Genomic DNA, 24,889 nt, shown 5'->3' on the forward strand with positions numbered 1-24,889 from the left:
TCCGCCTTGAAGGGAAGGATTACTTCTTGGTGAACACCAGGTCCCAGACGCCGTGGCCCAGCTTCAGGCCGCGGTTCTCGAACTTGGTCAGCGGGCGGTAGGCCGGCTGCGGGGCGTAGCCTTCGGCGGTGTTCTGCAGTTCCGGTTCGTTGCCCAGCACTTCCAGCATCTGGATTGCGTAGTCTTCCCAGTCGGTGGCGCAGTGCAGGTAGCCGCCCGGCGCCAGCTTCTGGCACAGCAGCTTGACGAAGGGCGGCTGGATCAGGCGGCGCTTGTTGTGGCGCGCCTTGTGCCACGGGTCGGGGAAGAACACGTGCACGCCGTCGAGCGAACCGTCGACGATCATGTTGTTCAGCACTTCCACGACATCGTGCTGGATCAGGCGCAGGTTGGCGATGTCCTGTTCGCCGATCTGCTTGAGCAGGCTGCCCACGCCCGGCGTGTGCACCTCGACGCCCAGGAAGTCCTTCTCCGGCATCAGGCGCGCGATGTGGGCGGTGGTGTCGCCCATGCCGAAGCCGATCTCCAGCACCACCGGCGCCTTGCGGCCGAAGGCCCGGGCCAGGTCCAGCGGCTCCTTCTTGTACTCGATCAGGAACTTCGGACCGAGTTCCTCCAGCGCCCGCGCCTGCGCGGTCGACAGCCGTCCCGCGCGCGTCACGAAGCTGCGGATGCGGTGTTCGGTGGGATCGTAAAGCATGGGCCGCGCCGGGCCGTTGGTTGGCGTATCAGAGGACATGGGGATGAGAAATGAGGAAAAACGGTCGCCATTATAGCTCACGCGTCCCGCCCCCCGTAGGGCGTGCGGGGCGGCCGGCCCGGTTCGGCCATCATCGCGGCATCGCCACCGTTGCCGGAACCTGCCCATGCATTCGACGAAACACCCGATCGCCATCGACGACAACGTCGCCACCGTCCACCTGAGCTCCTTCCACTATGGCGCACCGGGCATCGGCAGGAAGGTCTACATCCAGGCCGCGCTGCACGCCGACGAAGTGCCGGCCATGCTGGTCGCGCATGTCCTGCGCCAGGAACTGGAGCGGCTCGATGCGGAAGGACGGGTCAAGGGCGAGGTGATCCTGGTGCCGGCCGCCAATCCCCTCGGACTGTCCCAGGTCATCCAGGGCACGCCCTTCGGCCGCTACGACCTCGCGACCGGCATCAACTTCAACCGCGCCTATCGTCACGTGGCCGACGAGCTCAAGGCCTCGCTCGCGGGCAGGCTCGGCACGGATGCGCAGGCCAATGTCGCGCTGATCCGCGAGCAGGCGCGCCGCTCGGTGGACGCGTGGGAGCCGAAGGACAGCGCCGGGACGCTGAAGAAAACCCTGCTGGCGATGGCGATCGACGCCGACTTCATGCTCGACCTGCACTGCGATAACGAGGCGGTGCTGCACATGTATGCCGGCACGCCGCTGGCCGGGGCGGTGCAGCCGCTGGCGGCGTTGATGGGCGCGCGGGTGCTGCTGCTGGCGAACGAGTCGGGCGGCGAACCCTTCGACGAGGCATGCGGCCGGCTGTGGTGGGACCTGGCGGACCACTTTCCCGACGCCGCCATCCCGCCCGCCTGCGTGGCCGTGACCATCGAGCTGCGCGGCGAGATGGACGTGCGCTACGACTATGCGCGCCAGGATGCGGACGCCCTGCTCCAGTACCTGGCCCATGCCGGCGTGCTCGACCTGCCGGTGCGCGCGCTGCCCGAGGCGCGCTGCACCCCGACGCCGCTCGGCGCGGTCGAGCCGCTCGAGGCGCCGCATGCGGGCGTGCTGGTGTTCCACAAGCAGCTGGGCGACCGGGTCGAGGCGGGCGAGCCGATCGCGGACATCGTCAATCCGGTCAGCGGCAAGGTGAGCGCCTTGTCGGCGAGCCGTCCGGGCCTGCTGTTTGCGAGCACGGCGCATCGGCATCTGCTGCGCGGCATGCACGTGTGTAAGGTGGCGGGAGAGGAATCGTTCAGGTCGGGAAATTTGCTGTCGAGCTGATGTTTCTGTCTCTGCTACGCTGCTTTATACGAGATATCCGGAAAAGGTCTCGCAAAATTCCAGGATACTGTTTCCTTCAAGATTGAAGCTGCGCAATTCGCTTCTGAAGTTGAACACACCCAGGCTATCGTAACGAGAGACCTCCGTATGCTGTCGACCGCCATTAAACGTGTTATCGCCGCATGCGGCATTGCTCTTTTCTCCATTGGATCGAGTATTGCTGCCCCATCTAGTCCTGACAAACAGATCGCTGTCGTCGGTGGCCTCTATAAGGCCTTCGCCTGGCAAGCCATCTCTGGAGCAAACGAAATTTTCGGCAAGCCGCTGCCTGAGCAAGAGAAATCAGTTCTACTACGCTATTTCGATCCTGAACTCGCCTCGCTGCTCATCGCGGATCGACGCTGCGCCCAGAAAACTGGCGACGTATGCAACCTCGGCTTCGATCCCATTTTTGTTTCACAGGATCCCGGCGCAGCCGACCTGTCGATCCGATCGGTGGGCAATGGCATCGTAGCGGTTGAGTTCACATATCCATCGAATCGCGAAAAAATACAGTTGGAGTACCACTTGGTGAAGCGGGATGGCCAATGGAGAATCAACGACATCCGCTACGAAGGGTGGAAGAACGCGTCACTCAAACAACTCCTGGCGAACAAGCTCACTCATCAAGGCAAGTGAATAGTATGCTGAGGCTTGCATGAAACTTGCTCAGCCATTCAAAGCATGGCTCCCGGATGTGTGACGCGTCTGGAGAACAAGCCGACAGCTACGGTAACGACTGCAAGCGCCGGTAGTAGCCAGGCATGGTCCACCTGCAGTTCCATCAATGTAGCGCCATTGACTGCGCACCACGCTATGGGAATTGACCACGTAACCCAGTGGCCGCGCGACACCAGCAGGACACCGAGGGTGGCCGCTACCGTCGGGTCAGGTGCGATACCAAAGATTTCGGCTTGCACCCAGCCGCGCCCCTCTCGTAGCGCCAGCAGCGGATACCCGATCACGGACAATCCGACGATCCCCGCTGCCAGCCGGGCGGGTGCCCGCTCCGCTGGCACCTCGTTCGGTTGCAATGCCAGCCAGCCCAGCATCAGCGCCTGCAAGCTGAACCCAGCCGCAAAATATGGTGCTGCGATGTTGATGTCGGCATACCGTTCCCAGTGATAGGCCCACGCGATCCAGCCCCAGCTCACTGCAAGCAGACTGTATGCGATCCGGTACGCCAGCGCGCCGGCGCGGACGATGCAGCCGATGACGAGCATGCCCGCGGCATCGGCCAACACATGGGCGGGCCAGATGTCCCGGTTGTACAGTTCGAACAGGCGGTAATACGTCCGCGCCGAAAACATCAGGAGGTCGGCCAGCGTGTACGTCCACCATTCGCTCATGCCAGCCTTTCGACATCGGCGGCGATGCGCTTGCGCAGCGCCTCGTCGGGCATCCGGCCGGCGCCGGCCAGCAGGTTCTCGCGCACGTGATCGACCCGCGAGGTGGCGGGAATGGCGCAGGTGACGGCGGGGTGGGAGACGATGAACTTGAGCAACGCCTGCGCCCAGCTGGTGCAGCCGATCTCGGCGGCCCACCCCGGCAGGCGCTTGCCGGCCAGCGCCTGGGTCAGCTCGCCCTGCCGGAACGGCCGGTTCACGATCACGCCGATGCGCCGCTCGCGCGCCAGCGGCAGGATGCGCTGCTCTACCTCGCGGTCGAGCGGGTTGTACGAGACCTGCACGAAATCGATAGGCTGGCTCGCCATGATCTTCACGATCTCGCCGTGGCGCCGGCCCTCCGACGTCGTGATGCCGACATGGCGCAGACGCCCCGCCTTCTTCATCGCCAGCAGGGTCGGCAGGTGGTCTTCCCACGCCAGCAGGTTATGCACCTGCAGCAGGTCGAAACGCGGCACGCGCCACAGCCGGCGCGACTGCTCGATCTGCCCCGGGCCGCTCGCGCCGGCGCCGATCCAGACCTTGTCCGCGGAGAACAGCCGCGCCGGCTGGATGGCCTGCAGCGCTTCGCCGATGACATCCTGCGCCGAGCCGTACATCGGCGAGGAATCGACCAGCCGGCCGCCGCCCGCGAAGAATGCGCGCATCACCTTGGCGCTCTCCAGACGGCCCTGCGGATCCTTGCCGACATTGAAGGTGATCCAGCTGCCCAGCCCAATGACCGGCAACTGTTCGCCCGTCGACGGAATCGGCCGGGTCAGCAGCGCCGCGGCCGGCGCGGCGTGCAGGGAAGGCAGCGCCAGGCCAGCAGGAATGGCGAGCAGCGATCCCAGCAGGCGACGGCGCGAGCGGAAAGCGGAAGTCATGCGGGCGCTCCTGTGCGAATGCGACGCGTAGGATGCCAGCATACCGTGGCCGGGCGCGGTACGGCGCTGCCCTTTGCCGCGGGTACTCGTTCCGCACACTGACACGCTGCACGGAAACCGATCATGCTTCCCGGCCTGGTTCGACTGATGGGCGCCCTTGTCCTGTGGGTGCTGGCATTGCTGGCTTCGGCGGCAATGCTGGCGCCCCGCGTCGACTGGCAGCCGCCGATCGAGATCGCCACCGGTGGGGGAACGAAGGGCGCCTGGCGCCAGAACGAATCCGACTACGATTACGTCGACGACGGCACCGTCGCTTACCTGGCCGACGGCAGGCTGGCGCTCGCCTGGGTCGACCAGCGCAGCAAGGATGTGCTGTTCCAGACGCGCGGCGGCGACGGGAAAGTGGCGACCGCCACCGTCAACGCCTCGCGCAACGGCGCCACCTTCTCGTGGCACCCGCGCATCGCGGCCAGTCCCGGGGCGGATCGCGCGGTCTACCTGCTGTGGCAGGAAATCATCTTCTCCGGCGGCTCGCATGGCGGCGACATCCTGTTCGCCCGCTCGCTCGATGGCGGGCGCAGTTTCGGCGCGCCCGTCAATCTGTCCTCCTCGATTGGTGGAGACGGCAAGGGACGCGTCTCGTCCAAGATCTGGTCGAACGGCAGCCTGGACCTCGCGGTGGCGGCCAATGGGACGGTCTACGCAGCATGGACTGAATACGATGGCGCGCTGTGGTTGATCCGATCCGTGGACGCAGGCGCCAGTTTTTCCCGGCCCGCCAGGATCGCAGGCGATGCTCGCCTTCCGGCGCGCGGCCCGTCGCTGGCGACAGGTCGAGCGGACGCCGTCTGGCTGGCCTGGACGGTGGGCGAAGACGACGATGCCGATATCCGGGTGGCCGTCTCCACCGACGCCGGCAGATCCTTCGGTCAGCCGCGGCTGATCGGCGTGAAGGACGCGTATGCGGACGCGCCACGGCTGGCGATTGGCCATGATGGAAGCGTGCATCTGGTTTACGCCGAGCGCCCGGATCGGATGAGTGATGCATCGAAGGTCAAGTACGCACGCGCCGATGCCGGTAGTGACAGCTTCGATGCGCCTCGTACTATTTCCATGCCTGTCGCTGCGGGCTATCCGGCGCTCGCGACCGATGCGAACGGCCGCGTTCATGTCTTATGGGAGCTGTTTCCTCGGCCGGACGCCAGGCCGCGCGGCCTCGGGTTTGCCGTCTCCAGCGATCGCGGACTGACATTCGGCCCATCGCGGCTGGTTCCGGGCAGCGAGGATCCCGCTGGCGTCAATGGAAGCCATCAGGGACTGCTAGGAAAGAAGCTTGCCGTTGGGAAGGATGGCGCGATTACCGTGATCAACAGCAGCCTTGGATTCGGCCAGGCAAGCCGTATCTGGCTGATTCAGGGATTACGCTGACGCAGCAGGGCTGCAAAGTGAAGGTACAGGAAGAATGGAGCGGGTGAAGGGAATCGAACCCTCGTCGTAAGCTTGGGAAGCTTCTGCTCTACCATTGAGCTACACCCGCGTTGCCTGCATTCTACGCGTGTTTTTGGAGATTTGACAAATTCTCAATGCTCCTGCTCCACCTGGCGCAAGCTGCCAGGCAAAGCGGGTACGGCCATCAATCGGGCTGTTCGACCGTATACCCCCTGGCCGCCAGCGCCGCGATCACCCCCTTCGGATCGAGGACGTCCTTGATCGGCAGCATCGCAAAGCTCGAGCTGTTGTTTGCCAGCGCCTTTTCCGCCGAGGCCAGCCACTTTTCGCGCATATTGGTCTTCATGTTCTTGAACGCAGGTTCCTTATCGAACATCGCACTGTCGAACAGGGAATCGAAACAGGCTTCGTCGCGTGCGGCGATGTTCAGCTTGCGGATTTCCTCCACATTCCCCTTCGACCACGCGGCGGCGCGCACGCTGGCTTCCGCGATATCGCTGTCCAGCGTCGCCATCGTTGTCGACAGGCAGGCCACGTCCTTCAGCGAATTCTTCTTGAAGTCCTTCAGCAAACCCCGTGCATTGTCCATCGGCAGCTCGACGTTGGACGACGTGACCTTGAGCTTGTGGTTCTTGACGAGTTCCAGCACGCGCTTGCGCACCGCGTAATCGCTGTCCAGGCCTGCCTGGAGGCGCGCGCTGCGCACCAGCGCCTGGGCCGCGAACAGTGGCCGTTCGCGCTCGACGTCCTCGTTGTCCGGCATGTACTTCGCCTTGAGCGCCGTCCAGCGCGCATGGTCTTCCGGCGGCATCAGGTCGCGCAACTGGTGGCCATCGGGATTCTTGCGCATGCCGATCATGTAGGGCAGCAGGGTGATCGACTTGAACAAGCCTGGATTGGCCGAGGCGCCCGGCGGCGCCAGGTATTCCTGCGAGCGGCCGATGACGGCCTCCACCTGCCGGGAACGCCACTCGACATTCTTCGGCAGCGGCGAATAGGTTCCGAACACCCACAGCACATGATCGCCCTTCGATACCTTCCACATGCCCGGACCGGGGCGCTGGGCCACGACGTGGATCTGCTCCGGCACCGGCTGGGCGTCGACGGCCTCGGCCGCAACCGCCTCGGGCTGGGTGGACGGATCGGCCGACTGGCCCCAGGAAGGCGCTGACCATAGACACAGGCACAGCGCCGGTACGACGAGTTTGCTCATGAGGACATCCTGTTGTTAATGTTTCGCCAATCGTAATGCCATTATGGCAGTAGATGCTCGACAGTAACAGGATGTTGCAACTCTATTACCCCAGCATGAGGTGCATATACCGGGCCGCCAGGCTGCTTCAGGGAGGAGGCTCGGGCAGGTCGGGCCGCTCCAGCAGTTCCTGCGCCAGCTTCAGGCCCTTGACCATCACGGAAAACGCTTCCTGCTTGGACGCTTCGTCCGGCACGCGCAGCACGTACGAGGGGTGGTAGATGGTCACCACCCAGCTGTCGCCGTGGCGCACGGGACGGCCGATCTTGTCCTTCAGGGTGACGTTCCCGGCCTGGAAAACCGATTTCAGCGCGGTTGCGCCCATGACGACGATGACCTTGGGCTTGCACGCGGCCAGTTCCTTCTCGAGCCAGTAGTGGCAGGCCTCGATCTCGCGCTGCACCGGCGTCTTGTGCAGGCGGCGCTTGCCGCGCGGCTCCCACTTGAAATGCTTGACCGCGTTGGTGAGATAGACGCTGCGCCGGTCCAGGCCCGCCTGCTCGAACACGCGGTCGAGCAGCTTGCCGGCCGGGCCGACGAAGGGCGCGCCGGCCAGGTCTTCCTGGTCGCCCGGCTGCTCGCCGACGATCATGATGTCCGCGCGCTTCGGCCCTTCCCCGCCGACCGCCTGGGTCGCGTACTGCCACAGCTCGCAGCGCCGGCATTCGTCGAGCCTGGACGGCTGCTCGCGTTCCGGCTGCGCATCCTCGGGCGCGATCGGGATCGTGCTGCCGCTCTTGCGCCCGACCGCGGCGACCTGCCCGATGCGGCGCGCGCCCAGCCCCGCCTGGCTGACCAGCGAAGGCACCAGCGCGCCTTCGGGCAGGTTCTTCCAGAAGCGCGACGGGATGTGGCTTTGCATCAGCGGCGCATTGAGGCGCGCGGGATTGAAGATGCTGCGGTAGTAGGTCAGCCAGAGCGCCTCGCCGGCGTCGTCGAGGTCGGCCGCGCTCGACATCAGGGGACCGGTGTTGTGCAGGGTCGCGCCGTCCCACAGCACGCTGGCCTCGGGTGTGGCGATCATCCAGCTGACGCCGCCCATGCGGGCGATGAAATGTTCGGCCACCTGCGGCAGCACGTCGTGGCGCGGCTCGAACCAGGCGACGAAGCGCGGCGGCCCGGCCTCCTCGGGCCGCTCGCGGAATCGGATGTAGGCATGCATGTCGTGCTCCTCGCGGCGCACCGCCTTGGCCATCGCATGCAGGCGCGCGCCGTCCGGGTCGGCGGGCGACTGCACGTCGTGCTCGCCCTGCTGCCAGCGCCACATCACCCGGTACAGGAAGGCCCAGCGATCGGGATCCCGGTAGCACGCGGCTTTTTGCAGCATCTCCAGCAGTGAACGGGGCAAACGCGGGGGCGAATGCGGTGCCGGTTTCGGTTCCTGCAGCGGTATGGCGGCATTATGCGGGGGCCCAGCCGGCGCCGGCGCACCCGAGAACAGGTCGCCTCCCGGCGCGCCCCAGGTCACCGCCTCGGGCGGCACGCCGGCCCGCAGCAGTTCGCGCGCCGCCTCGCGCCATTCGGCGAAGCCGGTCACCTGGACCGGCTGGCCTGCGAGGACGGCGGCGGCGGTGTTCATGCGGCCTGCAGTTCCGGCCACAAATTCATCTGCTGCGGGGCGTCGGCCAGGTGGCGCCGCAGCAGGGTCGAATCGGCCGCCCCCTGGGCCGGCTTGTAGTCGGCGGTGACGACGAAGGGCGCCAGCTTCTTGAGGCTGCAGCGCAGCCGCGACAGGTCTTCCCAGCGGATGCGCCGCAGGCGCCGCAGGTCGACCAGGCGCTTGGCGTTGCGCAGGCCGATGCCGGGCACGCGCGCGATCATGCTGGCGTCGGCGCGGTTCAGGTCCATCGGGAAGTGATCGCGGTTCGACAGCGCCCAGGCCAGCTTGGGATCGACGTCGAGCGCCAGGTTGCCGGACGCCGGCATCAGTTCGCCGGCGGTGAAGCCGTAGCCGCGCAGCAGGAAGTCGGCCTGGTACAGGCGGTGCTCGCGCAGCAGGGGCGGCGGTGCGGCCGGCACGCTCTTCGGGCTGTGCGGGATCGGGCTGAAGGCCGAGTAGTACACGCGCTTGAGCTTGTAGCTGCCGTACAGGGTCTCGGCGGTGTTCAGGATGGTGTGGTCGTCGCTGGCGTCGGCGCCGACGATCATCTGCGTGCTCTGCCCGGCCGGCGCGAAATTCGGCGCCTTCGGCTCCTCGGCCTTTTCGTCGAGCTTGCGGCGGATCGCACCCATCGCGAGCTTGATCGTGTGGACGTTCTTCTCGGGCGCCAGGCGGGTCACGCTGTCGTGGGTCGGCAGCTCGATGTTCACCGACAGGCGGTCGGCATAGCGGCCGGCTGCGGCGATCAGGGCCGGGTCGGCGTCGGGAATGGTCTTGAGGTGGATGTAGCCGCGGAACTGGTGCACCTCGCGCAGCTGGCGCGCGACCGCCACCAGCTGTTCCATCGTGTAGTCGGCCGAGCGGATGATGCCCGAGCTCAGGAACAGGCCGTCGATGTAGTTGCGGATGTAGAAATCATGGGTCAGCTTGACCACTTCCTCGACCGAGAAACGGGCGCGCGGCACGTTCGAGCTGCGCCGGTTGATGCAGTACTGGCAATCGTAGATGCAGAAGTTCGTCAGCAGGATCTTGAGCAGCGAGACGCAGCGGCCATCGGGCGTGTAGCTGTGGCAGATGCCCATGCCGGTGGTGGCGCCGAGGCCGTCCTTGCCCTCGGAGCCGCGCTTCGGCGCGCCGCTGCTGGCGCACGAGGCGTCGTATTTGGCGGCGTCGGCCAGGATTTCGAGCTTGTCGTTAAGTTCCATCGCGGCGGGTCAACTGTATGGGCATACAGTGTACCGCAGCGCGCCGGGGCACGGCATGCGCGGGCGCAGGCGTGCGGGGGTGTGGGCGGTTCAAAGGTGGGACAGGCTTGGCTGGCGCGGCGCGCGTCCGCCTTATACCAGGCGCTGCGCCTGTTCGAGCTGCAGCGGCTCCAGCCGCCCTGCGATCTTCTTGAGGTAGGCCGCCGCCGGCGCCACGCCGGCGCTGCCCGCCCGGTGCAGCCATGCGTACGCTTCCATCAGGTCGCGCTGCGTGCCCTGCCCGGCCGCGTACATCACGCCCAGGTTGAACTGGGCGCGCGCATGTCCCTGGCGCGCGGCGCACAGGTACCAGAAATGCGCCGCCTCGTAGTCGCGCTCGACGCCCTTGCCGCAGTCGTAGCGCAGGCCCAGCTCGAACTGCGCCAGCGCATGGCCCTGGTCGGCCGCCTTGTGGAACCAGTCGGCGGCCTCGCGCGGATCGCCCTGCTCCAGCCGGTCGAGCAGCGCGCCGACCATGTACTGCGCGGGCGCATAGTCCTGGTGCGCGGCGCGCCGGTACCATTCCAGCGCCTGCGCGCTGTCGCGCGGCACGCCGATCCCGCCTTCATGACGCAATCCCAGGTCGAACTGGGCGCGCAGGTGGCCCTGCTCGGCCGCCTTGCGGTACCACGCCGCCGCCAGCGCCGCATCCTGCTCCACGCCGCCGCCGCTGTCGTGCAGCTGGCCCAGGTGGTGCTGCGCGGCCGGCAGGCCCTGCTCCGCCGCCTGGCGGTACCAGTGCGCCGCCTGCGCCAGGTCGCGCTCGACGCCCTGGCCGTTCTCGTAGCGCATGCCGAGGTTGTCCTGCGCGCCCGCGTGGCCCTGCCCGGCCGCGCGGCGGAACCAGGCCAGCGCCAGCGTCTCGTTGCGCGGCACGCCCTGCCCGCTGTCGTGGATCAGGGCCAGGTTGAACTGCGAGCTGGCATGCCCCTGGTCGGCGGCGCGGCCGTACCACAGGATCGCCTGGCGGCTGTCCTGCTCCACGTCCTGTCCCTTGTCGTAGCGCAGCCCGAGGTTGAACTGGGCCGGCGCATAGCCCTGCTCGGCGGCCTTGCGCAGCCACGCCAGCGCCTGCTGCGGATCGCGCGCCACGCCCTGCCCGCTGTCGTGGCGCAGCGCGAGGTTGAATTGCGAGCGCGCGTAGCCCTGCTCGGCGGCGCGCCGGTACCAGCCGAGCGCCGCGTCCAGGTCCTGCGGCACGCCCTTGCCGGTTTCGACCATCATGCCCAGGTTGTGCTGCGCGCCCGGTTCGCCCTGCTCGGCCGCCTGGCTGAACCAGTGCAAGACCTGCTGCACGTCGTTCGGCACGCCCTGGCCCTTGGCGTACAGCCAGCCCAGGTTGTACTGGGCCTGGGCATACCCCTGCTCGGCGGCGCGCCGGTACCAGTAGGCGGCCTGGCCGAAGTCCTGTTCCACGCCCTGGCCCTTCTGGTACATCACGCCCAGGTTGTACTGGGCCTGCTCCACGCCCGCGGACGCGGCCATCCGGTACCAGGCCACCGCCAGCTCGTAGTTGCGCGGCACGCCCTGGCCGTTGACGTACATGAAGCCCAGGCTGTGCTGGGCATTGGCGACGCCGCGCTCGGCCAGCGCCTTCAGGCGCAGGAATTCCGCCGTGTGGCGGCTGTCCGTGTCGCTGGGCTGGACCGGGGTGTCGGGCATGGCCGCCTACGCCTGGACGGCGCGCAGGCCAGGCGCCGACTTCGCGCGCAGCGCGCCGATGAAGTCCTGCAGCGGGATCGGGCGGTAGTACAGGTAGCCCTGCATCGTGTGGCAGCCGTTGGAACGCAGGTAATTCGCCTGCTCCACGGTCTCGACGCCTTCCGCGATCAGGTGCAGGCCCAGGCCGCGCGCGATCGAGATGATCGCCAGGATCACCGGGTAATGCCCGCCCTGCTCGTGGATCTCCTTGACGAAGGACTGGTCGATCTTCACCGTATGGATCGGGAAGCGGTGCAGGTAGGAAAGCGAGGAATAGCCGGTGCCGAAGTCGTCGATCGCCACCGACACGCCGAGCTGGCACAGCTTGTTGAGCTGCTCGATCGCGTACTGCGGATTGCGGATGCAGATGTTCTCGGTGATCTCCACCTCGATCTGGCCCGGCGCGATCCCGTAGCGCAGCAGCGCGCCGCGCATCTTCTCGAAGAAGTCGCCGCGGTCGAGGTACTGGGGCGACAGGTTCAGCGACAGGCGCACGTCGGCGCCGCCGACCATTTTCCATTGCAGCATGTCGCGGCACAGCGCGCCGATCATCCAGTCCGAGATCGGCAGCATCAGGCCGTTCTCTTCGGCGAAGGGCAGGAACTCGCCGGCCGACAGCAGGCCGCGGGTCGGATGGTTCCAGCGCATCAGCGCCTCGGCGCCGACGATCCGGCCGGATACCGCATCGATCTGCGGCTGGTAGTACATCTCCAGCTCGTCGTGCTCGAGCGCGCGGCGCAGGGCCTGCTCGAGCGCGATCTTCTGGTGCGACACGTCGAGCATCGAGTCGTGGTAGAAGCTGTGGCCGTTCTTGCCCAGCGCCTTGACCTGGTACATCGCGATGTCGGCATGGCGCAGCAGCTCGTCGATCGATTCGCCGTCGCCCGGGTAGATCGCGATGCCGATCGAGGCCGAGATGTGCACTTCGTGGCCGTCCAGGTCGAACGGGCGCTGCAGGGCCTCGAGGAACTTGTCGGCCACCATGCGCGCGTCGTCGCGGTCGCGCAGCTCGGGCAGCACGATGGTGAATTCGTCGCCGCCCTGGCGCGCCAGGGTGTCGCCCTTGCGCAGGCATTCCTTCAGGCGCAGCGCGGCCTGCTGCAGCAGCTCGTCGCCCTTCACGTGGCCGAGCGTGTCGTTGACCAGCTTGAAGCGGTCGAGGTCGATGAACATCACCGCGAGCTCGGTCTGCTTGCGCTTGGCCTGGATCACGGCCAGGCCGAGGCGGTCCTTGAACAGGATCCGGTTCGGCAGGTCGGTCAGGATGTCGTGGTAGGCCTGGTAGGAGATGACCTCTTCGGCGCGCTTGCGGTCGGTGATGTCGCGCGCCACGCCGTAGGTGCCGAAGAATTCCAGCTTCTTCACTTCCTGGTCGGGCACGTGCATGCCGATCGCGTTCAGCGAGATCGTCATCAGGGTGGTGTTGAAGGTACGGTCATGGCCGTTGCCGCCGCGGCACTTCAGGCGCAGCTCGACGTTGCGCGAGGCGCGCTCGTCAACGCGGCGCTCGTTGAACACGTAGCGCGCGCGCTCCAGGTCTTCCTCGTGCACCAGGATCGAATAGTGCTGGCCCAGCAGCTCGTCCCTGGTGTAGCCGAGCAGCTGGTAGGCGCGGTCGTTCACGAAGGTGAAGCGGCCCTCGTGGTTCAGCGTGTAGATGATGTCCGGCGAGCTGTCCACCAGGTAGCGGTACATCTTCTCGGAGTTCTCGAGCTGGGTCGCGATGCGCTCGTTGTCGGCCGCCAGGCGGCGCTGCTGCAGCGCGTTGGCCACCGTGGTCAGGAGCTCTTCGCGGCTGTAGGGCTTGCGCAGGTAGTCGTAGGCGCCGCGCTTGAGCGCGCCGATCGCCGCATCGATGCCCACCTCGCCGCTCATCACGATGACATCGGCGTCGATGCCCTTCTCGTTGATGAAGTCCATGACGTCGTGGCCGCCGATGTCGGGCAGGCGCAGGTCGAGCAGCACCAGGTCGAAGCGCTGGCGCGACAGCTGGGCCAGCGCCTCGTTGCCCGACGACGCCGTGACCAGGCGGTAGCCGCGGTCGCGCAGCAGTTCGTACAGCGATGACAGCAGGCGCGGCTCGTCGTCGACCAGCAGCAGGCGCGGCTGGCTGTCCGCCTCGAGGGTCGGAGAAAACGGAGCGGGATCGCCGGGAAACATGGTGGCGGAGGTCGCGTTCATGGTGGGTTCAGGCAGAGCCGAGCGCGCGCGCCGGCAAGGCGACCGCCGTGCCGGCGCCGGACCACGCCGGCAGGAGGATTTCGAAGGCGGTGCCGGTGCGCCCGCTGCGGCAGGCGATGTGGCCGCCCAGCTTCTTGACCAGGCTGTGCACGATCGACAGGCCCAGTCCGTGGTGGGCGCCGTCCTTGGTGCTCTTCACCGGCGCGAACAGGTTGGCCAGCACCTCGCGCGACAGGCCGGGGCCGTTGTCGCTGACGACCAGTTCCAGGTACAGCTGGCGCTCGCGGTTGACGTGGCCGCGGTTCACGATCTCGATGCGCCCGCCCGTGCCGCCCAGCGCCTCGATCGCGTTCTTGACCAGGTTGACCAGGATCTGCTTGAGCACGTCCGCGTCGCCGTCGATGCGGCTGGCTTCCTCGTGCATCCGGGCCTGGATCTCGACCGAGGCCGGCACGAAGCCGGTGCTGCGGAACAGGCGCAGCACGTCGTCGACCACCTTGCCGACCTCGGTCGGACGCGGGCCACTGTCGCTCGGCTTCATGTCGGCCAGGCTGCCGATCAGTTGTCCGACGCGGTCGATCTCCTCGTTCAGGATCGACATCTCGCCGGCCACCGGCTCCTGGCGCGCCAGCTTGCTGTCCAGGACACTCAGGTAGTTCTTGATGATCGACAGCGGGTTGTTCACCTCGTGCAGCACGCGGCGCGAGGCTTCGCGGTATTCCTCGGCCACGTTGGCCAGCTGGCGGCGCGCATGGCCGCGTTCGGACAGCATGTTCTCGAGCGCGGTCGCGGCCTGGGCGCCGAAGGCCTGCATGAAGCGCTCGCGGCGCTGGCAATGCGGCAGCTGCCAGGCGGGCACGCCGCCGACCAGGACGCCCAGGCAGCGCGCGCCCGCGACCAGCGGCACGCACACCAGGCTGTCGGTGCCGAGCATGCGCAGCAGCTGCTCCTCGGCCAGGCCGAGCGGCTGGCGCTCGCGCTGCACGAAGGCGGGACGGCGCTCCAGTGCGCTCTTGGCCACCGGGCCGCCCTTGGCGATCGGCATGGCGAATTCGGCGATGCGCTGGCTGCCCGCGGTCGGCGCGCCCACCAGGGCGTGGCCGGTCGGGTTCTCCAGCAGGACGACGGTGCTCTCGAAATCGAACAGGATGCGCGCGGTGCGCGTCATCGCTTCCAGCAGGCCGCTTTCGCCCTGCTGGCGCGCCAGGCTCTGTCCCACCTCGGAGACCAGCACCATGTTGCGCACTTCCTCGGACAGGCGCTGCTGCACCGGATCGACGGCCGGCGGCGCATAGGCCGGCGGCGCCGGGATGTCGTCGGCGCCGGCCAGGTCGATGCCCAGGTGGGCCGCGGCCTTCTCGACCTGGCGCGCGGCGCCCGCCAGCAGCCGTTCGGCCTGCGCGGCCTCGATCCCGCACAGCGCGCAGGCGTCCGCCACCGCCGCCTCGTCGCCGGCATGGCTGGCCAGCACATGCGCCAGGCGCACGATGCGGATCAGGGGATGGCTGGACTCCAGGCGGTCGCTCGCCTCGTGGTGGTACAGCACCGCGTCGGCCAGGAAGGAATCGAGCTGCCAGCGCTCCACCAGCCAGGCGCCCGCCTCGGCGTGCGTGATCTGCAGGGTGCGCTGCTCGACCGCGCACAGGTCTTCGTCGTCGCGCGCGCTGAAGTTGAAACCGTATTCCTTGGGCGCGGTGGCCAGCAGCGCCAGGCGGCCGACGTTGTGCAGCAGGCCGGCCAGGTAAGCCTCTTCCAGGTGCGGATACTCGAGCGCGCGCGCGGCCTCGCGCGCCAGCACGGCGGCGGTGAGCGAGTTTTTCCAGAACGCGCGCAGGTCGGTGCTGCCGGAATGCGGGAAGCTGTTAAAGGTCTGGAACACCGAGTCGCTGATGACCAGCGTCTTGATCATGTCCGTCCCGAGCGCGACCAGCGACTGCTCGAGGTTCGGACTGCGGGTGTGGCGGTGATAGGCCGAGCTGTTGGCGACCGCCAGCAGCTTGCCGGTCATCCCCGCATCCTTCGCGATGAGGGCGGCCAGTTCCGGCATCCCCAGGTCGTCCGCCTGGAGGTGCTCGATCAGCTTGACGAGGATCTGCGGCATCGCCGGCAGACGGGCAATCAGCAAGCGATTGCGGATATCCTGGTCCGATTGGTGCATGTTTTCAAACACGGCCGCCACTTTTCGAGGGTTGGTCAGTGGCCGCCCCACCCGGGCCCGCCACAAGGTCAAATTTTTCGGTCTGTCGAACAAAGGAGTGTTTCATCCCCTATTCCAGATTTAGAAAACATTTCTTAGCATATAGACATTTCTGATCAGGAACAATAGTTTCAAGAAAAACTGTTGCCGAACAGAGGTCGAAATAGTTAAAAGACAACAACTATTTATTACCAAACACGAGATGGTAGTACGTTTATATCCAGGCGTGAAAACTTATTTCGGCGCTTCCGGCAGAGTGTGGCGCCAATGAAAAAGCCGGGCTGCCCCGGCTTTGCTCCTTACATCTCGCTGCGCAGCCGGCGCCGCCGGTAGCGCCGCGCCGTGACCCAGAAGGCCAGGGCCAGCAGCCCGAATCCGGCCTGGCCGAGCGCCAGCGCCAGCACCGAGTGCGACAGCGCCGGGGCGATCACGCCGGCCACGACCGCGCCCAGCAGGGTCGAGGCGAAGGACTGGCAGGACGCCACCGTGCCGCGGATGTGCGGGAACAGGTCGAGCGCCATCAGGGTGGCGCCCGGCGCGATGATCGAACTGCCGAAGGTGTAGAAAAACATCGGCGCCACGGTCCAGGGAAGCGACGGCGGCAGGAAGGCGTGGTAGCCCACGTTGAATACGATCGCGCCCAGCATGAAGAAGAAGCCCATGCGGATCTGGCGCGCGAAGTCCATCCTGCCCGCCAGCCGGTTGGCCGCCAGCGCGCCGAGGAAGATGCCGCTCACGGTCGGCACGAACAGCCAGGCGAACTCCGATGGTCCCAGGTGGAGCTGCTCGGGCAGCATTTCCGGGGCGGCGGCGATGTACAGGAATAGCCCGGCGAAGTTCAGCGCGGTGACGCCCGCCTTCATGTGGAACAGGAAGGAGCTGAAGATCGCCTTGTAGCTCTCGGCCAGGAAGCGCGGATTGAACGGCTGCCGCTTCTCCTTCGGCATGGTTTCCGGCAGGTGCTTCCAGCAGAACCAGCCCAGCGCAGCCGTATAGATGCACAGGGCCAGGAAGATCGCGCGCCAGTCGAAGAAGGTCACGATCCAGCCGCCCAGCACCGGCGCGATGGCGGGCGCGATCGAGAAGATCATCGTCACCATCGACAGCAGGCGCGCGGCCGGCGCATCCGAGTACAGGTCGCGGATGATGGCGCGGCCCACCACCACGCCCGCCCCCGCCGACACGCCCTGCATGATGCGGAACACCCACAGGTAGTGCACCGTGGAGGCCGAGGCGCAGCCGAAGGTGCCGATCGCGAACACCACCAGCGCCACCAGGATCACGTTGCGGCGCCCGAAGGCGTCCGATAGCGCGCCGTGCCACAGCACCATGCCGGCGAAGGCCAGCATGTAGGCGGTCAGGGTCTGCTGGACCTCGAGCCCCGAGGCGCGCAGGTCGGCGCGGATCTGCGGGAAGGCCGGCAGGTAGGCGTCGATCGAGAACGGCCCCAGCATCGACAGGGCCGCCAGCAGGGTGGCCAGCCCGCCGGCCGAGAGCATCGCGATCTTGTGCGGCGCGGGCAGCGGAACCGGGATGACGGGATCTTTCGGTAGATTGGGCGGGTCCGGCGGCGTCAGCATGTCATTCCTGTTTGGGCTTGGCTTCTTCGCGGCGGTTGAAGCCCGCCACCATGTCGAAGCGGAACAGGCGACATTCGAGCGCGCCGTTGAAGAACGGGGTCTTGCGCGACTCCTTCAGGCGCAGCAGCTTCGGCAGGCCGAGGTCGGCCGTGAACAGGAAGGCGGTCCAGCCGGCGAAGCGCTGCTTGAGCGTGGTGCCGAGCGCCGAATAGAAGCTGACCGCCATCTCGTCCTGGGGCACCGTGCTGTCGCCGCGCACGCCGATCCGCTCGCCGTACGGCGGGTTGGTCAGCAGGATGCCCGGCTGGGCGGTCGGCGGCGACACGTGCTGGGCCTCGATCTGCTTGAGCGGCACCTCGAACAGGATGCCGGCGATCTTCAGGTTATGGCGGGTCATCGCCACCATGTCGCCCGAGATGTCGGAGCCGAAGATGGTGGGCTCGGCCGGCAGCGGATTGGCCTTGATCGCGGCCTTCATTTCCTGCCAGGCCTCGCGCTCGAAGTCGCGGAATTTCTCGAACGCGAAGCGGCGGCGCGCTCCCGGCGGGATGCCCTGCACCATCTGGGCCGCCTCGACCAGGATCGTGCCCGAGCCGCACATCGGGTCGAACAGCGGAACGCCCGGCTTCCAGCCGGCCACGCGCAGCATGCCGGCGGCCAGGTTCTCGCGCAGCGGCGCGTCGCCGGTCTCCTCGCGCCAGCCGCGCTTGAACAGCGCCTCGCCCGAGGTGTCGAGGTAGATGATGAAGTTGCGCTGGTCGAGGAAGCCGACGATGCGCATGTCGGGTTCGCGCGTATTCACCGACGGGCGGCGGTTGAACTGGTCGCGGAAGCGGTCGCACACGGCGTCCTTGATCTTCAGCGTGGTGAATTCCAGGCTCTTGAGCGGCGACTTGACGGCGGTGACGTCGACGCGGATGGTGTGCTCGGGGCCGAAATAGTCTTCCCAGGGCTGTTCCAGCACCAGGTCGTAGATGTCGTTCTCGTTCAGGTAGCTGCGCTGGCCCATCCGCATCAGGACGCGCGAGGCGATGCGCGAATGCAGGTTGATGCGGTAGGCGTCGATCAGGGAGCCCGAGCAGTGCACGCCGCCTGGAACCTGGTTGTGCACCTTCATCGTGGGGCTTTGCTGGGCGATTTCACCCAGTTCTTCGGCAAGCGGGGCTTCCATGCCGCGCGGGCATGGGCAAAAGTAGGAGGTCATGAGGGGTACCCTTTGTCCGTTGATAAAACTGTAGAAACTGTAGAGATAACGTGCCAGCGGCGCCGGCCGATGACATTAAAAAAGACAATGCCGCCACTGGCGGCATTGTCGTCCCGGGCGGCAGGCCGTTCAGAACGGCTTGACCACCACCAGGATGACAATCGCCAGCAGCAGCAGCACCGGCACTTCGTTGAACCAGCGGAACCATGTATGGCTGCGCAGGTTCCCGCCGCGCTCGAATTTCTTGAGGATCGCGCCGCACATGTGATGGTAGCCAATCGTCACGATCACCAGCGCCAGCTTCGCGTGCAGCCAGCCGCCCGAGATGCCGAAGCCCAGCCACAGCCAGACGCCCAGCAGCACCGCCGGCACCGACAGGATCAGCGAGAAGCGGTACAGCCGGCGCGCCATGCCCAGCAGGCGCTCGGTGGCGGCCGCATTGGTTTCCTGCGCCAGGTTGACGAAGATGCGCGGCAGGTAGAACAGGCCGGCGAACCAGGAGGCGATGAAGACGATGTGCAGAGCCTTTACCCAGAGATACAGCATGCGCTTCCCTTGTTGTTATTTGCGTACTTCGCCGTGCCCGAACACGACGTACTTGAGCGAGGTCAGGCCTTCCAGGCCGACCGGGCCGCGTGCATGCAGCTTGTCGTTCGAGATGCCGATTTCGGCGCCCAGTCCGTACTCGAAGCCGTCGGCGAAGCGGGTCGAGGCGTTCACCATCACCGAGGCCGAATCGACTTCGCGCAGGAAGCGCATCGCGCCGCTGTAGTCCTCGGTGATGATGGCGTCGGTGTGCTTCGACGAATAGGTGTTGATGTGGTCGATCGCCTCGTCCAGCCCCGCCACCACCTTCACCGCCAGGATCGGCGCCAGGTATTCCGTGCTCCAGTCCTCGTCGGTCGCGGCGACCAGGTGCGGGTAGCCGGCCAGGATCGCGATCGCTTCCGGATCGGCGCGCAGCTCGACTTCCTTCTGCTGGTACAGCTCCGCCAGGCGCGGCAGCACGGTCGGGGCGATCTCGCGCGACACCAGCAGGGTTTCCATGGTGTTGCAGGTGCCGTAGCGGTGGCACTTGGCGTTGAACGCGACCGGCAGCGCCTTCTCGAGATCGGCTTTGGCGTCGATGTAGACGTGGCAGATGCCGTCCAGGTGCTTGATCATCGGGACCGTGGACTCTTCCATCAGGCGCGCGATCAGGCCCTTGCCGCCGCGCGGCACGATCACGTCGACGTACTGCGGCATGGTGATCAGGGCGCCCACGGCGGCGCGGTCGACCGTGTCGACCACCTGCACCGCCTCCTGCGGCAGGCCGGCCTGGTCCAGGCCTTCGGCCACCAGCCTGGCCAGCGCGCGGTTGCAGTGGATCGCTTCCGAGCCGCCGCGCAGGATGGCCGCGTTGCCGCTCTTGATGCACAGCCCGGCCGCATCGACCGTCACGTTCGGGCGCGCTTCGTAGATGATGCCGATCACGCCCAGCGGCACGCGCATCTGGCCGACCTGGATGCCGGTCGGGCGCACCTTCATGTTCGAGATCTCGCCGATCGGATCGGGCAGCTCGGCGATCTGGCGCAGGCCGGCCACCATGGTGGCGATCGCGGCATCCGACAGCGCCAGGCGGTCCAGCAGCGCCGGCGCCAGGCCGCCGGCGAGGGCGGCGTCGAGGTCGAGCTGGTTGGCGGCGCGCAGCGCCGCGGCATCGCGTTCGATCGCCTCGGCGATCAGGAGCAGCGCGCGGTTGCGCGTGGCGCCGTCGGCGCGGGCCATGGCGCGCGAAGCCGCGCGGGCCTGTCGGCCGAGGGTGTGCATGTGTGCGGTGATGTCCATCGTATTGTCCCGTTGCGTTGTCGCGTTGTGTTGTCGATCAGTTACGGCGAGTGGGCATGGACCTTCACCCGTGGGTTGGCGGATCGCGTCGCCGTTACCGCGCCACCCGCAAGGCCAGCTGCAGCATCGCATCCCATGCGTCGCCCGCAAACTGCTTCGAGCGCAGGCCCTTGACCATCCGGTCGACCTGCGCCGCATCCTGCAGCGCCGCCTCCAGCGTGCCGATCGACACGCGGCGCAGCGCAGGTTCCATCATCCGCTCGCGCGGACCCCAGATCCGGTATTCCTTCAGCAGCGCGCCCAGCGGACGCCCCTGCCCCATTCCGGTTTTCAATTTTAGCAGCGTGCGGATTTCCTCGGTCACCGCCCACAGCACCAGCGGCAGCGCCTCGCCCTCGCCCTTCAGGCCATCGAGCATGCGCGCCAGCCGCGCCGGATCGCCCGTCAGCATCGCTTCGGACAGCTTGAAGACATCGTAGCGCGCCACGTTCAGCACGGCGTCGTGCACCTGCTCGAAACTCAGCTTGCCCGGCTCGTACAGCAATCCCAGTTTCTGGATCTCCTGGTGCGCCGCCAGCAGGTTGCCCTCGACCCGGTCGGCGATGAAGTCCAGGCCCTGGCGCTCGGCGCTCTGCCCCTGGCTGGACAGGCGCATGCCGATCCAGGCCGGCAGCTGCGCCCGCTCCACGTTCGGGATCTCGATGTAGACCGCCGCCTGCTGCAAGGCCGTCACCCACGAGGACTTGGCGGTCTGCCAGTCCAGCTTGGGCAGGGTGATCAGGGTCAGGTTGTCGGGACTGAGGTCCTTGGCATAGCTCTGCAGGGCGGCGCTGCCGTCCTTGCCCGGCTTGCCGCTCGGGATGCGCAGCTCGATCAGCTTCTTGTCGCCGAACAGCGACAGCGCCTGGTTGGCCGCCAGCAGCTCGCCCCACTTGAAGGTGCGCTCGACCGTCAGCACGTCGCGCTCGGTGTAGCCCTGGGCGCGCGCGGTCTTGCGGATGCGGTCGGCCGCTTCCAGCGCGAGCAGGTGCTCGTCGCTGGTGATCACGTACAACTGCGCCAGTCCCTTGGACAGGTGCCCCTCGAGCGCCTCAAGCCGCAACTGCATCGCTCAGCCCACTCACACCGGCTTGATCGCGGCTAGGCGGCGCAGGATCTGCTGCACCAGGTCGGCCTGCATGTCGCGGTACAGCAGCACTTCTTCCGATTCCTTCGCCAGCACCTGCGATTCGTCGAAGGCGATGTTGCGGCGCAGGGTGATCTCGGTCGGCGCCAGCAGCTCGCGGTTGTTGGCGTCGCGCACGCGGAACACCAGCGTGTAGCTGAGCGAGTATTCGCGCACCCGGCCCAGGCTGTTGAGCGACAGGATGGACTTGCCGCGCGATTCGCCCAGCACGTCGAACAGCGCCTGCGCCTTCGAGGCGTCCTCCTCGACACGCACGGTGCCGGCCGCGCGCAGGTTGCGCTTGAGCTCAGTGCCGAGCGGCGAGGTCTCGGGGAAGGCCAGCCACACGCTCTGGAAGGGCATGTTGTACTGGCCGCCCGAGCCGCGCAGCTGGAAGCCGCAGCCCGCCAGGACCGCGGCCGCCAGCAGCGCCGCCAGCACGCGCACCAATTGGATTCTCGGCGCTGTCATCGCTTACACCACGATGTTGATGAGTTTGCCCGGCACGACGATGACCTTCTTCGGCGTGCCCTCGACGAACTTCTGCACCGCCTCGGAAGCCAGTGCGGCCGCCTCGATGGCCGCCTTGTCGGCTTCCTTCGGTACCTTGACCGAGCCGCGCAGCTTGCCGTTCACCTGGATCATCAGTTCGATCTCGGACTGCTCCAGCGCGGCCGGGTCGACTTCCGGCCACGGCGTGTTGAGGATGTCGCCATGGACCTGGGCATAGCCGAGCTCCTGCCACAGCGCGTGGGTGATGTGCGGCGAGACCGGGTTCAGCAGGCGCAGGAAGATCGAGAAGCCTTCCGCGACCACGGCATTCGACGCCTCTCCCTCGGCCAGCTTGCTGGATTCCAGGGTGTTGAGCATCTTCATGCAGGCCGACACCACGGTGTTGTACTGGATGCGCTTCAGGTCGTAGTCGGCCTGCTGCAGCACCTTGTGCACTTCGCGGCGCAGGGTCTTCTGGGCGTCGTCGAGGGAGTCCAGGGCAGCCTGCTGGTGGCCCGCCAGCGCGGCCGCGATGCGCTCGCGCTGCGCGTAGCCGAAGGCCCAGACGCGGCGCAGGAAGCGGCTCGCGCCTTCGACGCCGCTGTTCGACCACTCCAGGGTCTGCTCCGGCGGCGAGGCGAACATGGTGAACAGGCGCGCGGTGTCGGCGCCGTACTGCTCGATCTGCGCCTGCGGATCGATGCCGTTGTTCTTCGACTTCGACATCTTCTCGGTGCCGCCCAGCTCCACCGGCTGGCCGTCGGCCTTCAGGATGGCGCTGTGCGGACGGCCCTTGTCGTCGAAGGTCAGCTCGACGTCGGCCGGGTTGAACCAGGTCTTCTTGCCGGAGGCGTCCTCGCGGTAGTAGGTCTCGTTCAGCACCATGCCCTGCGTGAGCAGGTTGACGAAGGGCTCGTCGAAGGCGACCAGGCCGAAGTCGCGCATCACCTTGGTCCAGAAGCGCGCGTACAGCAGGTGCATGACGGCGTGCTCGATGCCGCCGATGTACTGGTCCATCGGCATCCAGTAATCGTTGCGCGCGTCGACCATGGCCTCGTCCGAACCCGGCGAGGTATAGCGCATGTAGTACCAGGACGAGTCGATGAAGGTGTCCATCGTGTCGGTCTCGCGGCGCGCCGGCTTGCCGCACTTCGGGCAGTCGCACTTGAGGAAGGCTTCGTCCTTGTTCAGCGGGTTGCCGGTGCCGTCCGGGACCAGGTGCTCGGGCAGCACGACCGGCAGGTCCTGCTCGGGAACCGGGACCGAGCCGCACTCGCCGCAGTGGATCATCGGGATCGGGGTGCCCCAGTAGCGCTGGCGCGAGATGCCCCAGTCGCGCAGGCGGAAGGTGACCTTCTTGTCGCCCAGCTCCAGGCGCGAGAGGTCGCCCGCGATCGCGTTGACGGCGGCGGTGTAATCCAGGCCGTCGTACTTGCCCGAATTGATGGTCTTGCCCTGCTCCTTGTCGCCGTACCATTCCTGCCAGCCGTCGAGCGAGAATTCCTGGCCTTCGGCCGCGATCACCTGCTTGATCGGCAGGTCGTATTTCTTCGCGAACGCGAAGTCGCGCTCGTCGTGGCCCGGCACGCCCATCACGGCGCCGTCGCCGTAGGTGATCAGCACGTAGTTGCCGACCCAGACCGGGATCTGCTCGCCCGTCACCGGGTGGGTGACGAACAGGCCGGTCGGCATGCCCTTCTTCTCCATCGTGGCCATGTCGGCCTCGATCACGGAGCCCATCTTGCACTCGGCGATGAAGGCGGCCAGTTCCGGGTTGTCCTTCGCGGCGTGCTGCGCCAGCGCGTGTTCCGGCGCCACGGCGCAGAAGGTCACGCCCATGATGGTGTCGGCGCGGGTGGTGAAGACGTACAGCTTGCCGTCGTTGATCAGTTCACCGGCTTCGTCCATGACCACGTGCGGGAAGGCGAAGCGCACGCCGACCGACTTGCCGATCCAGTTGGCCTGCATCACGCGCACGCGCTCCGGCCAGCCCGGCAGCTTGTTGTCGACGTAGTCGAGCAGTTCGTCGGCGTACTCGGTGATGCGCACGTAGTACATCGGGATTTCGCGCTTTTCGATCAGCGCGCCCGAACGCCAGCCGCGGCCGTCGACCACCTGTTCGTTGGCCAGCACGGTCTGGTCCACCGGGTCCCAGTTCACGGTGCCGGTCTTCTGGTAGATGATGCCCTTCTCGAGCATCTTGAGGAACATCCACTGGTTCCACTTGTAGTATTCCGGCTTGCAGGCGGTCATCTCGCGCGACCAGTCGATCGCCAGGCCCATCGACTCCATCTGCTTCTTCATGTGGGCGATGTTCGAGTAGGTCCACTCGGCCGGCGGCACGTTGTTGGCCATCGCGGCGTTCTCGGCAGGCATGCCGAACGCGTCCCAGCCCATCGGCATCAGGACGTTGTAGCCGTTCATCCGCAGGTAGCGGTACATCACGTCATTGATCGTATAGTTGCGCACGTGACCCATGTGCAGCTTGCCCGACGGGTAAGGCAGCATCGAGCAGGCGTAATACTTGCCTTTTGGGAAACGTGGGTCGTTCTCGACGGCTTTATAGGCGTCGATCGACTTCCAGTAGGCCTGGGCGGCCTGTTCGACTTCGGCTGGACTATATTTTTCTTGCATGATTTCTGCAGACGTAATGTGGGGGTGGAACCGGACATTATACTTGGTTCATCTTGCACTGCGGCGTAGC

19 protein-coding genes and 1 tRNA gene are annotated in these 24,889 nt (G+C 66.7%); 3 read left to right on the forward strand and 17 right to left on the reverse strand.

From position 1 onward, the window contains the following. Positions 1–19: 19 nt before the first annotated feature. The gene (gene trmB / locus H162_RS0113540; protein ID WP_020654016.1) at positions 20–700 is read right to left on the reverse strand and encodes a tRNA (guanosine(46)-N7)-methyltransferase TrmB; all 681 of its coding nucleotides are present in this window, start codon (positions 698–700) and stop codon (positions 20–22) included. A 166-nt stretch (positions 701–866) separates the two neighbouring features. Between trmB and H162_RS0113545 the strand changes: the two genes are divergently transcribed. Both H162_RS0113545 and H162_RS0113550 read left to right on the forward strand, forming a co-directional pair. Further along, complete coding sequence (locus H162_RS0113545) at positions 867–1,982, forward strand: succinylglutamate desuccinylase/aspartoacylase domain-containing protein (RefSeq protein WP_020654017.1); 1,116 nt, start codon at positions 867–869, stop codon at positions 1,980–1,982. A 147-nt stretch (positions 1,983–2,129) separates the two neighbouring features. Further along, on the forward strand, positions 2,130–2,660 hold the full coding sequence (locus tag H162_RS0113550; RefSeq protein ID WP_020654018.1) for a YqhG/Tai3 family protein: 531 nt from the start codon (positions 2,130–2,132) through the stop codon (positions 2,658–2,660). Positions 2,661–2,698: 38 nt separating this feature from the next. Here the strand turns inward: H162_RS0113550 and H162_RS0113555 are convergent, their stop codons facing one another. After that, on the reverse strand, positions 2,699–3,370 hold the full coding sequence (locus H162_RS0113555; RefSeq protein ID WP_020654019.1) for a DUF6064 family protein: 672 nt from the start codon (positions 3,368–3,370) through the stop codon (positions 2,699–2,701). Beyond that, positions 3,367–4,293: an aldo/keto reductase gene (locus H162_RS0113560; RefSeq protein WP_051109930.1), complete on the reverse strand. Its 927-nt coding sequence runs from the start codon at positions 4,291–4,293 to the stop codon at positions 3,367–3,369. Before H162_RS0113560 ends, H162_RS0113555 begins: the two co-directional genes overlap by 4 nt. 123 nt (positions 4,294–4,416) lie before the next feature. On the opposite strand from H162_RS0113560, the gene H162_RS30815 reads away from it, so the two are divergent. Then, a complete protein-coding gene (locus H162_RS30815; RefSeq protein WP_156885598.1) occupies positions 4,417–5,721 on the forward strand; it encodes a sialidase family protein in 1,305 nt (434 codons plus the stop codon). 35 nt (positions 5,722–5,756) lie between these two features. On the opposite strand, the gene H162_RS0113570 is transcribed toward H162_RS30815, so the two are convergent. From H162_RS0113570 to leuS, 14 genes are all read right to left on the reverse strand, one after another. Next, positions 5,757–5,830 (reverse strand) — tRNA-Gly (locus H162_RS0113570). Positions 5,831–5,926: 96 nt separating this feature from the next. After that, the gene (locus H162_RS0113575) at positions 5,927–6,955 is read right to left on the reverse strand and encodes a TraB/GumN family protein (protein ID WP_020654022.1); all 1,029 of its coding nucleotides are present in this window, start codon (positions 6,953–6,955) and stop codon (positions 5,927–5,929) included. 127 nt (positions 6,956–7,082) lie between these two features. After that, complete coding sequence (locus H162_RS0113580; protein ID WP_020654023.1) at positions 7,083–8,573, reverse strand: UdgX family uracil-DNA binding protein; 1,491 nt, start codon at positions 8,571–8,573, stop codon at positions 7,083–7,085. Further along, entirely contained in the window at positions 8,570–9,799 is a 1,230-nt protein-coding gene (locus H162_RS0113585) for a putative DNA modification/repair radical SAM protein (RefSeq protein ID WP_020654024.1), read from the reverse strand. The genes H162_RS0113580 and H162_RS0113585 overlap by 4 nt, the downstream gene beginning before the upstream one ends. A 132-nt stretch (positions 9,800–9,931) precedes the next feature. After that, the gene (locus tag H162_RS0113590) at positions 9,932–11,500 is read right to left on the reverse strand and encodes a tetratricopeptide repeat protein (protein WP_020654025.1); all 1,569 of its coding nucleotides are present in this window, start codon (positions 11,498–11,500) and stop codon (positions 9,932–9,934) included. Between the two features lie 6 nt (positions 11,501–11,506). Continuing rightward, positions 11,507–13,699 (reverse strand): putative bifunctional diguanylate cyclase/phosphodiesterase, encoded by a 2,193-nt coding sequence (locus H162_RS0113595; protein ID WP_156885600.1) that lies wholly within the window; start codon positions 13,697–13,699, stop codon positions 11,507–11,509. Between the two features lie 28 nt (positions 13,700–13,727). Next, positions 13,728–15,878 (reverse strand): HDOD domain-containing protein, encoded by a 2,151-nt coding sequence (locus tag H162_RS0113600; RefSeq protein ID WP_020654027.1) that lies wholly within the window; start codon positions 15,876–15,878, stop codon positions 13,728–13,730. 338 nt (positions 15,879–16,216) lie between these two features. After that, entirely contained in the window at positions 16,217–17,497 is a 1,281-nt protein-coding gene (locus tag H162_RS0113605; RefSeq protein WP_020654028.1) for a multidrug effflux MFS transporter, read from the reverse strand. A 1-nt stretch (position 17,498) separates the two neighbouring features. Next, positions 17,499–18,701: a THUMP domain-containing class I SAM-dependent RNA methyltransferase gene (locus H162_RS0113610; RefSeq protein WP_371846847.1), complete on the reverse strand. Its 1,203-nt coding sequence runs from the start codon at positions 18,699–18,701 to the stop codon at positions 17,499–17,501. A 129-nt stretch (positions 18,702–18,830) separates the two neighbouring features. Next, positions 18,831–19,247 carry a CopD family protein gene (locus tag H162_RS0113615; protein ID WP_020654030.1) on the reverse strand — a complete coding sequence of 139 codons (417 nt, stop codon included), beginning with the start codon at positions 19,245–19,247 and terminating at the stop codon, positions 18,831–18,833. Positions 19,248–19,262: 15 nt separating this feature from the next. After that, the gene (locus H162_RS0113620) at positions 19,263–20,528 is read right to left on the reverse strand and encodes a glutamate-5-semialdehyde dehydrogenase (protein WP_020654031.1); all 1,266 of its coding nucleotides are present in this window, start codon (positions 20,526–20,528) and stop codon (positions 19,263–19,265) included. 94 nt (positions 20,529–20,622) lie between these two features. Further along, complete coding sequence (holA, locus tag H162_RS0113625; RefSeq protein ID WP_020654032.1) at positions 20,623–21,636, reverse strand: DNA polymerase III subunit delta; 1,014 nt, start codon at positions 21,634–21,636, stop codon at positions 20,623–20,625. Between the two features lie 12 nt (positions 21,637–21,648). Then, the gene (locus H162_RS0113630; RefSeq protein WP_026354613.1) at positions 21,649–22,164 is read right to left on the reverse strand and encodes an LPS-assembly lipoprotein LptE; all 516 of its coding nucleotides are present in this window, start codon (positions 22,162–22,164) and stop codon (positions 21,649–21,651) included. 3 nt (positions 22,165–22,167) lie between these two features. Then, positions 22,168–24,819 carry a leucine--tRNA ligase gene (gene leuS, locus H162_RS0113635; RefSeq protein ID WP_020654034.1) on the reverse strand — a complete coding sequence of 884 codons (2,652 nt, stop codon included), beginning with the start codon at positions 24,817–24,819 and terminating at the stop codon, positions 22,168–22,170. Positions 24,820–24,889 lie beyond the last annotated feature (70 nt).

Source organism: Massilia niastensis DSM 21313 (assembly GCF_000382345.1).
Lineage (GTDB): Bacteria > Pseudomonadota > Gammaproteobacteria > Burkholderiales > Burkholderiaceae_D > Telluria > Telluria niastensis.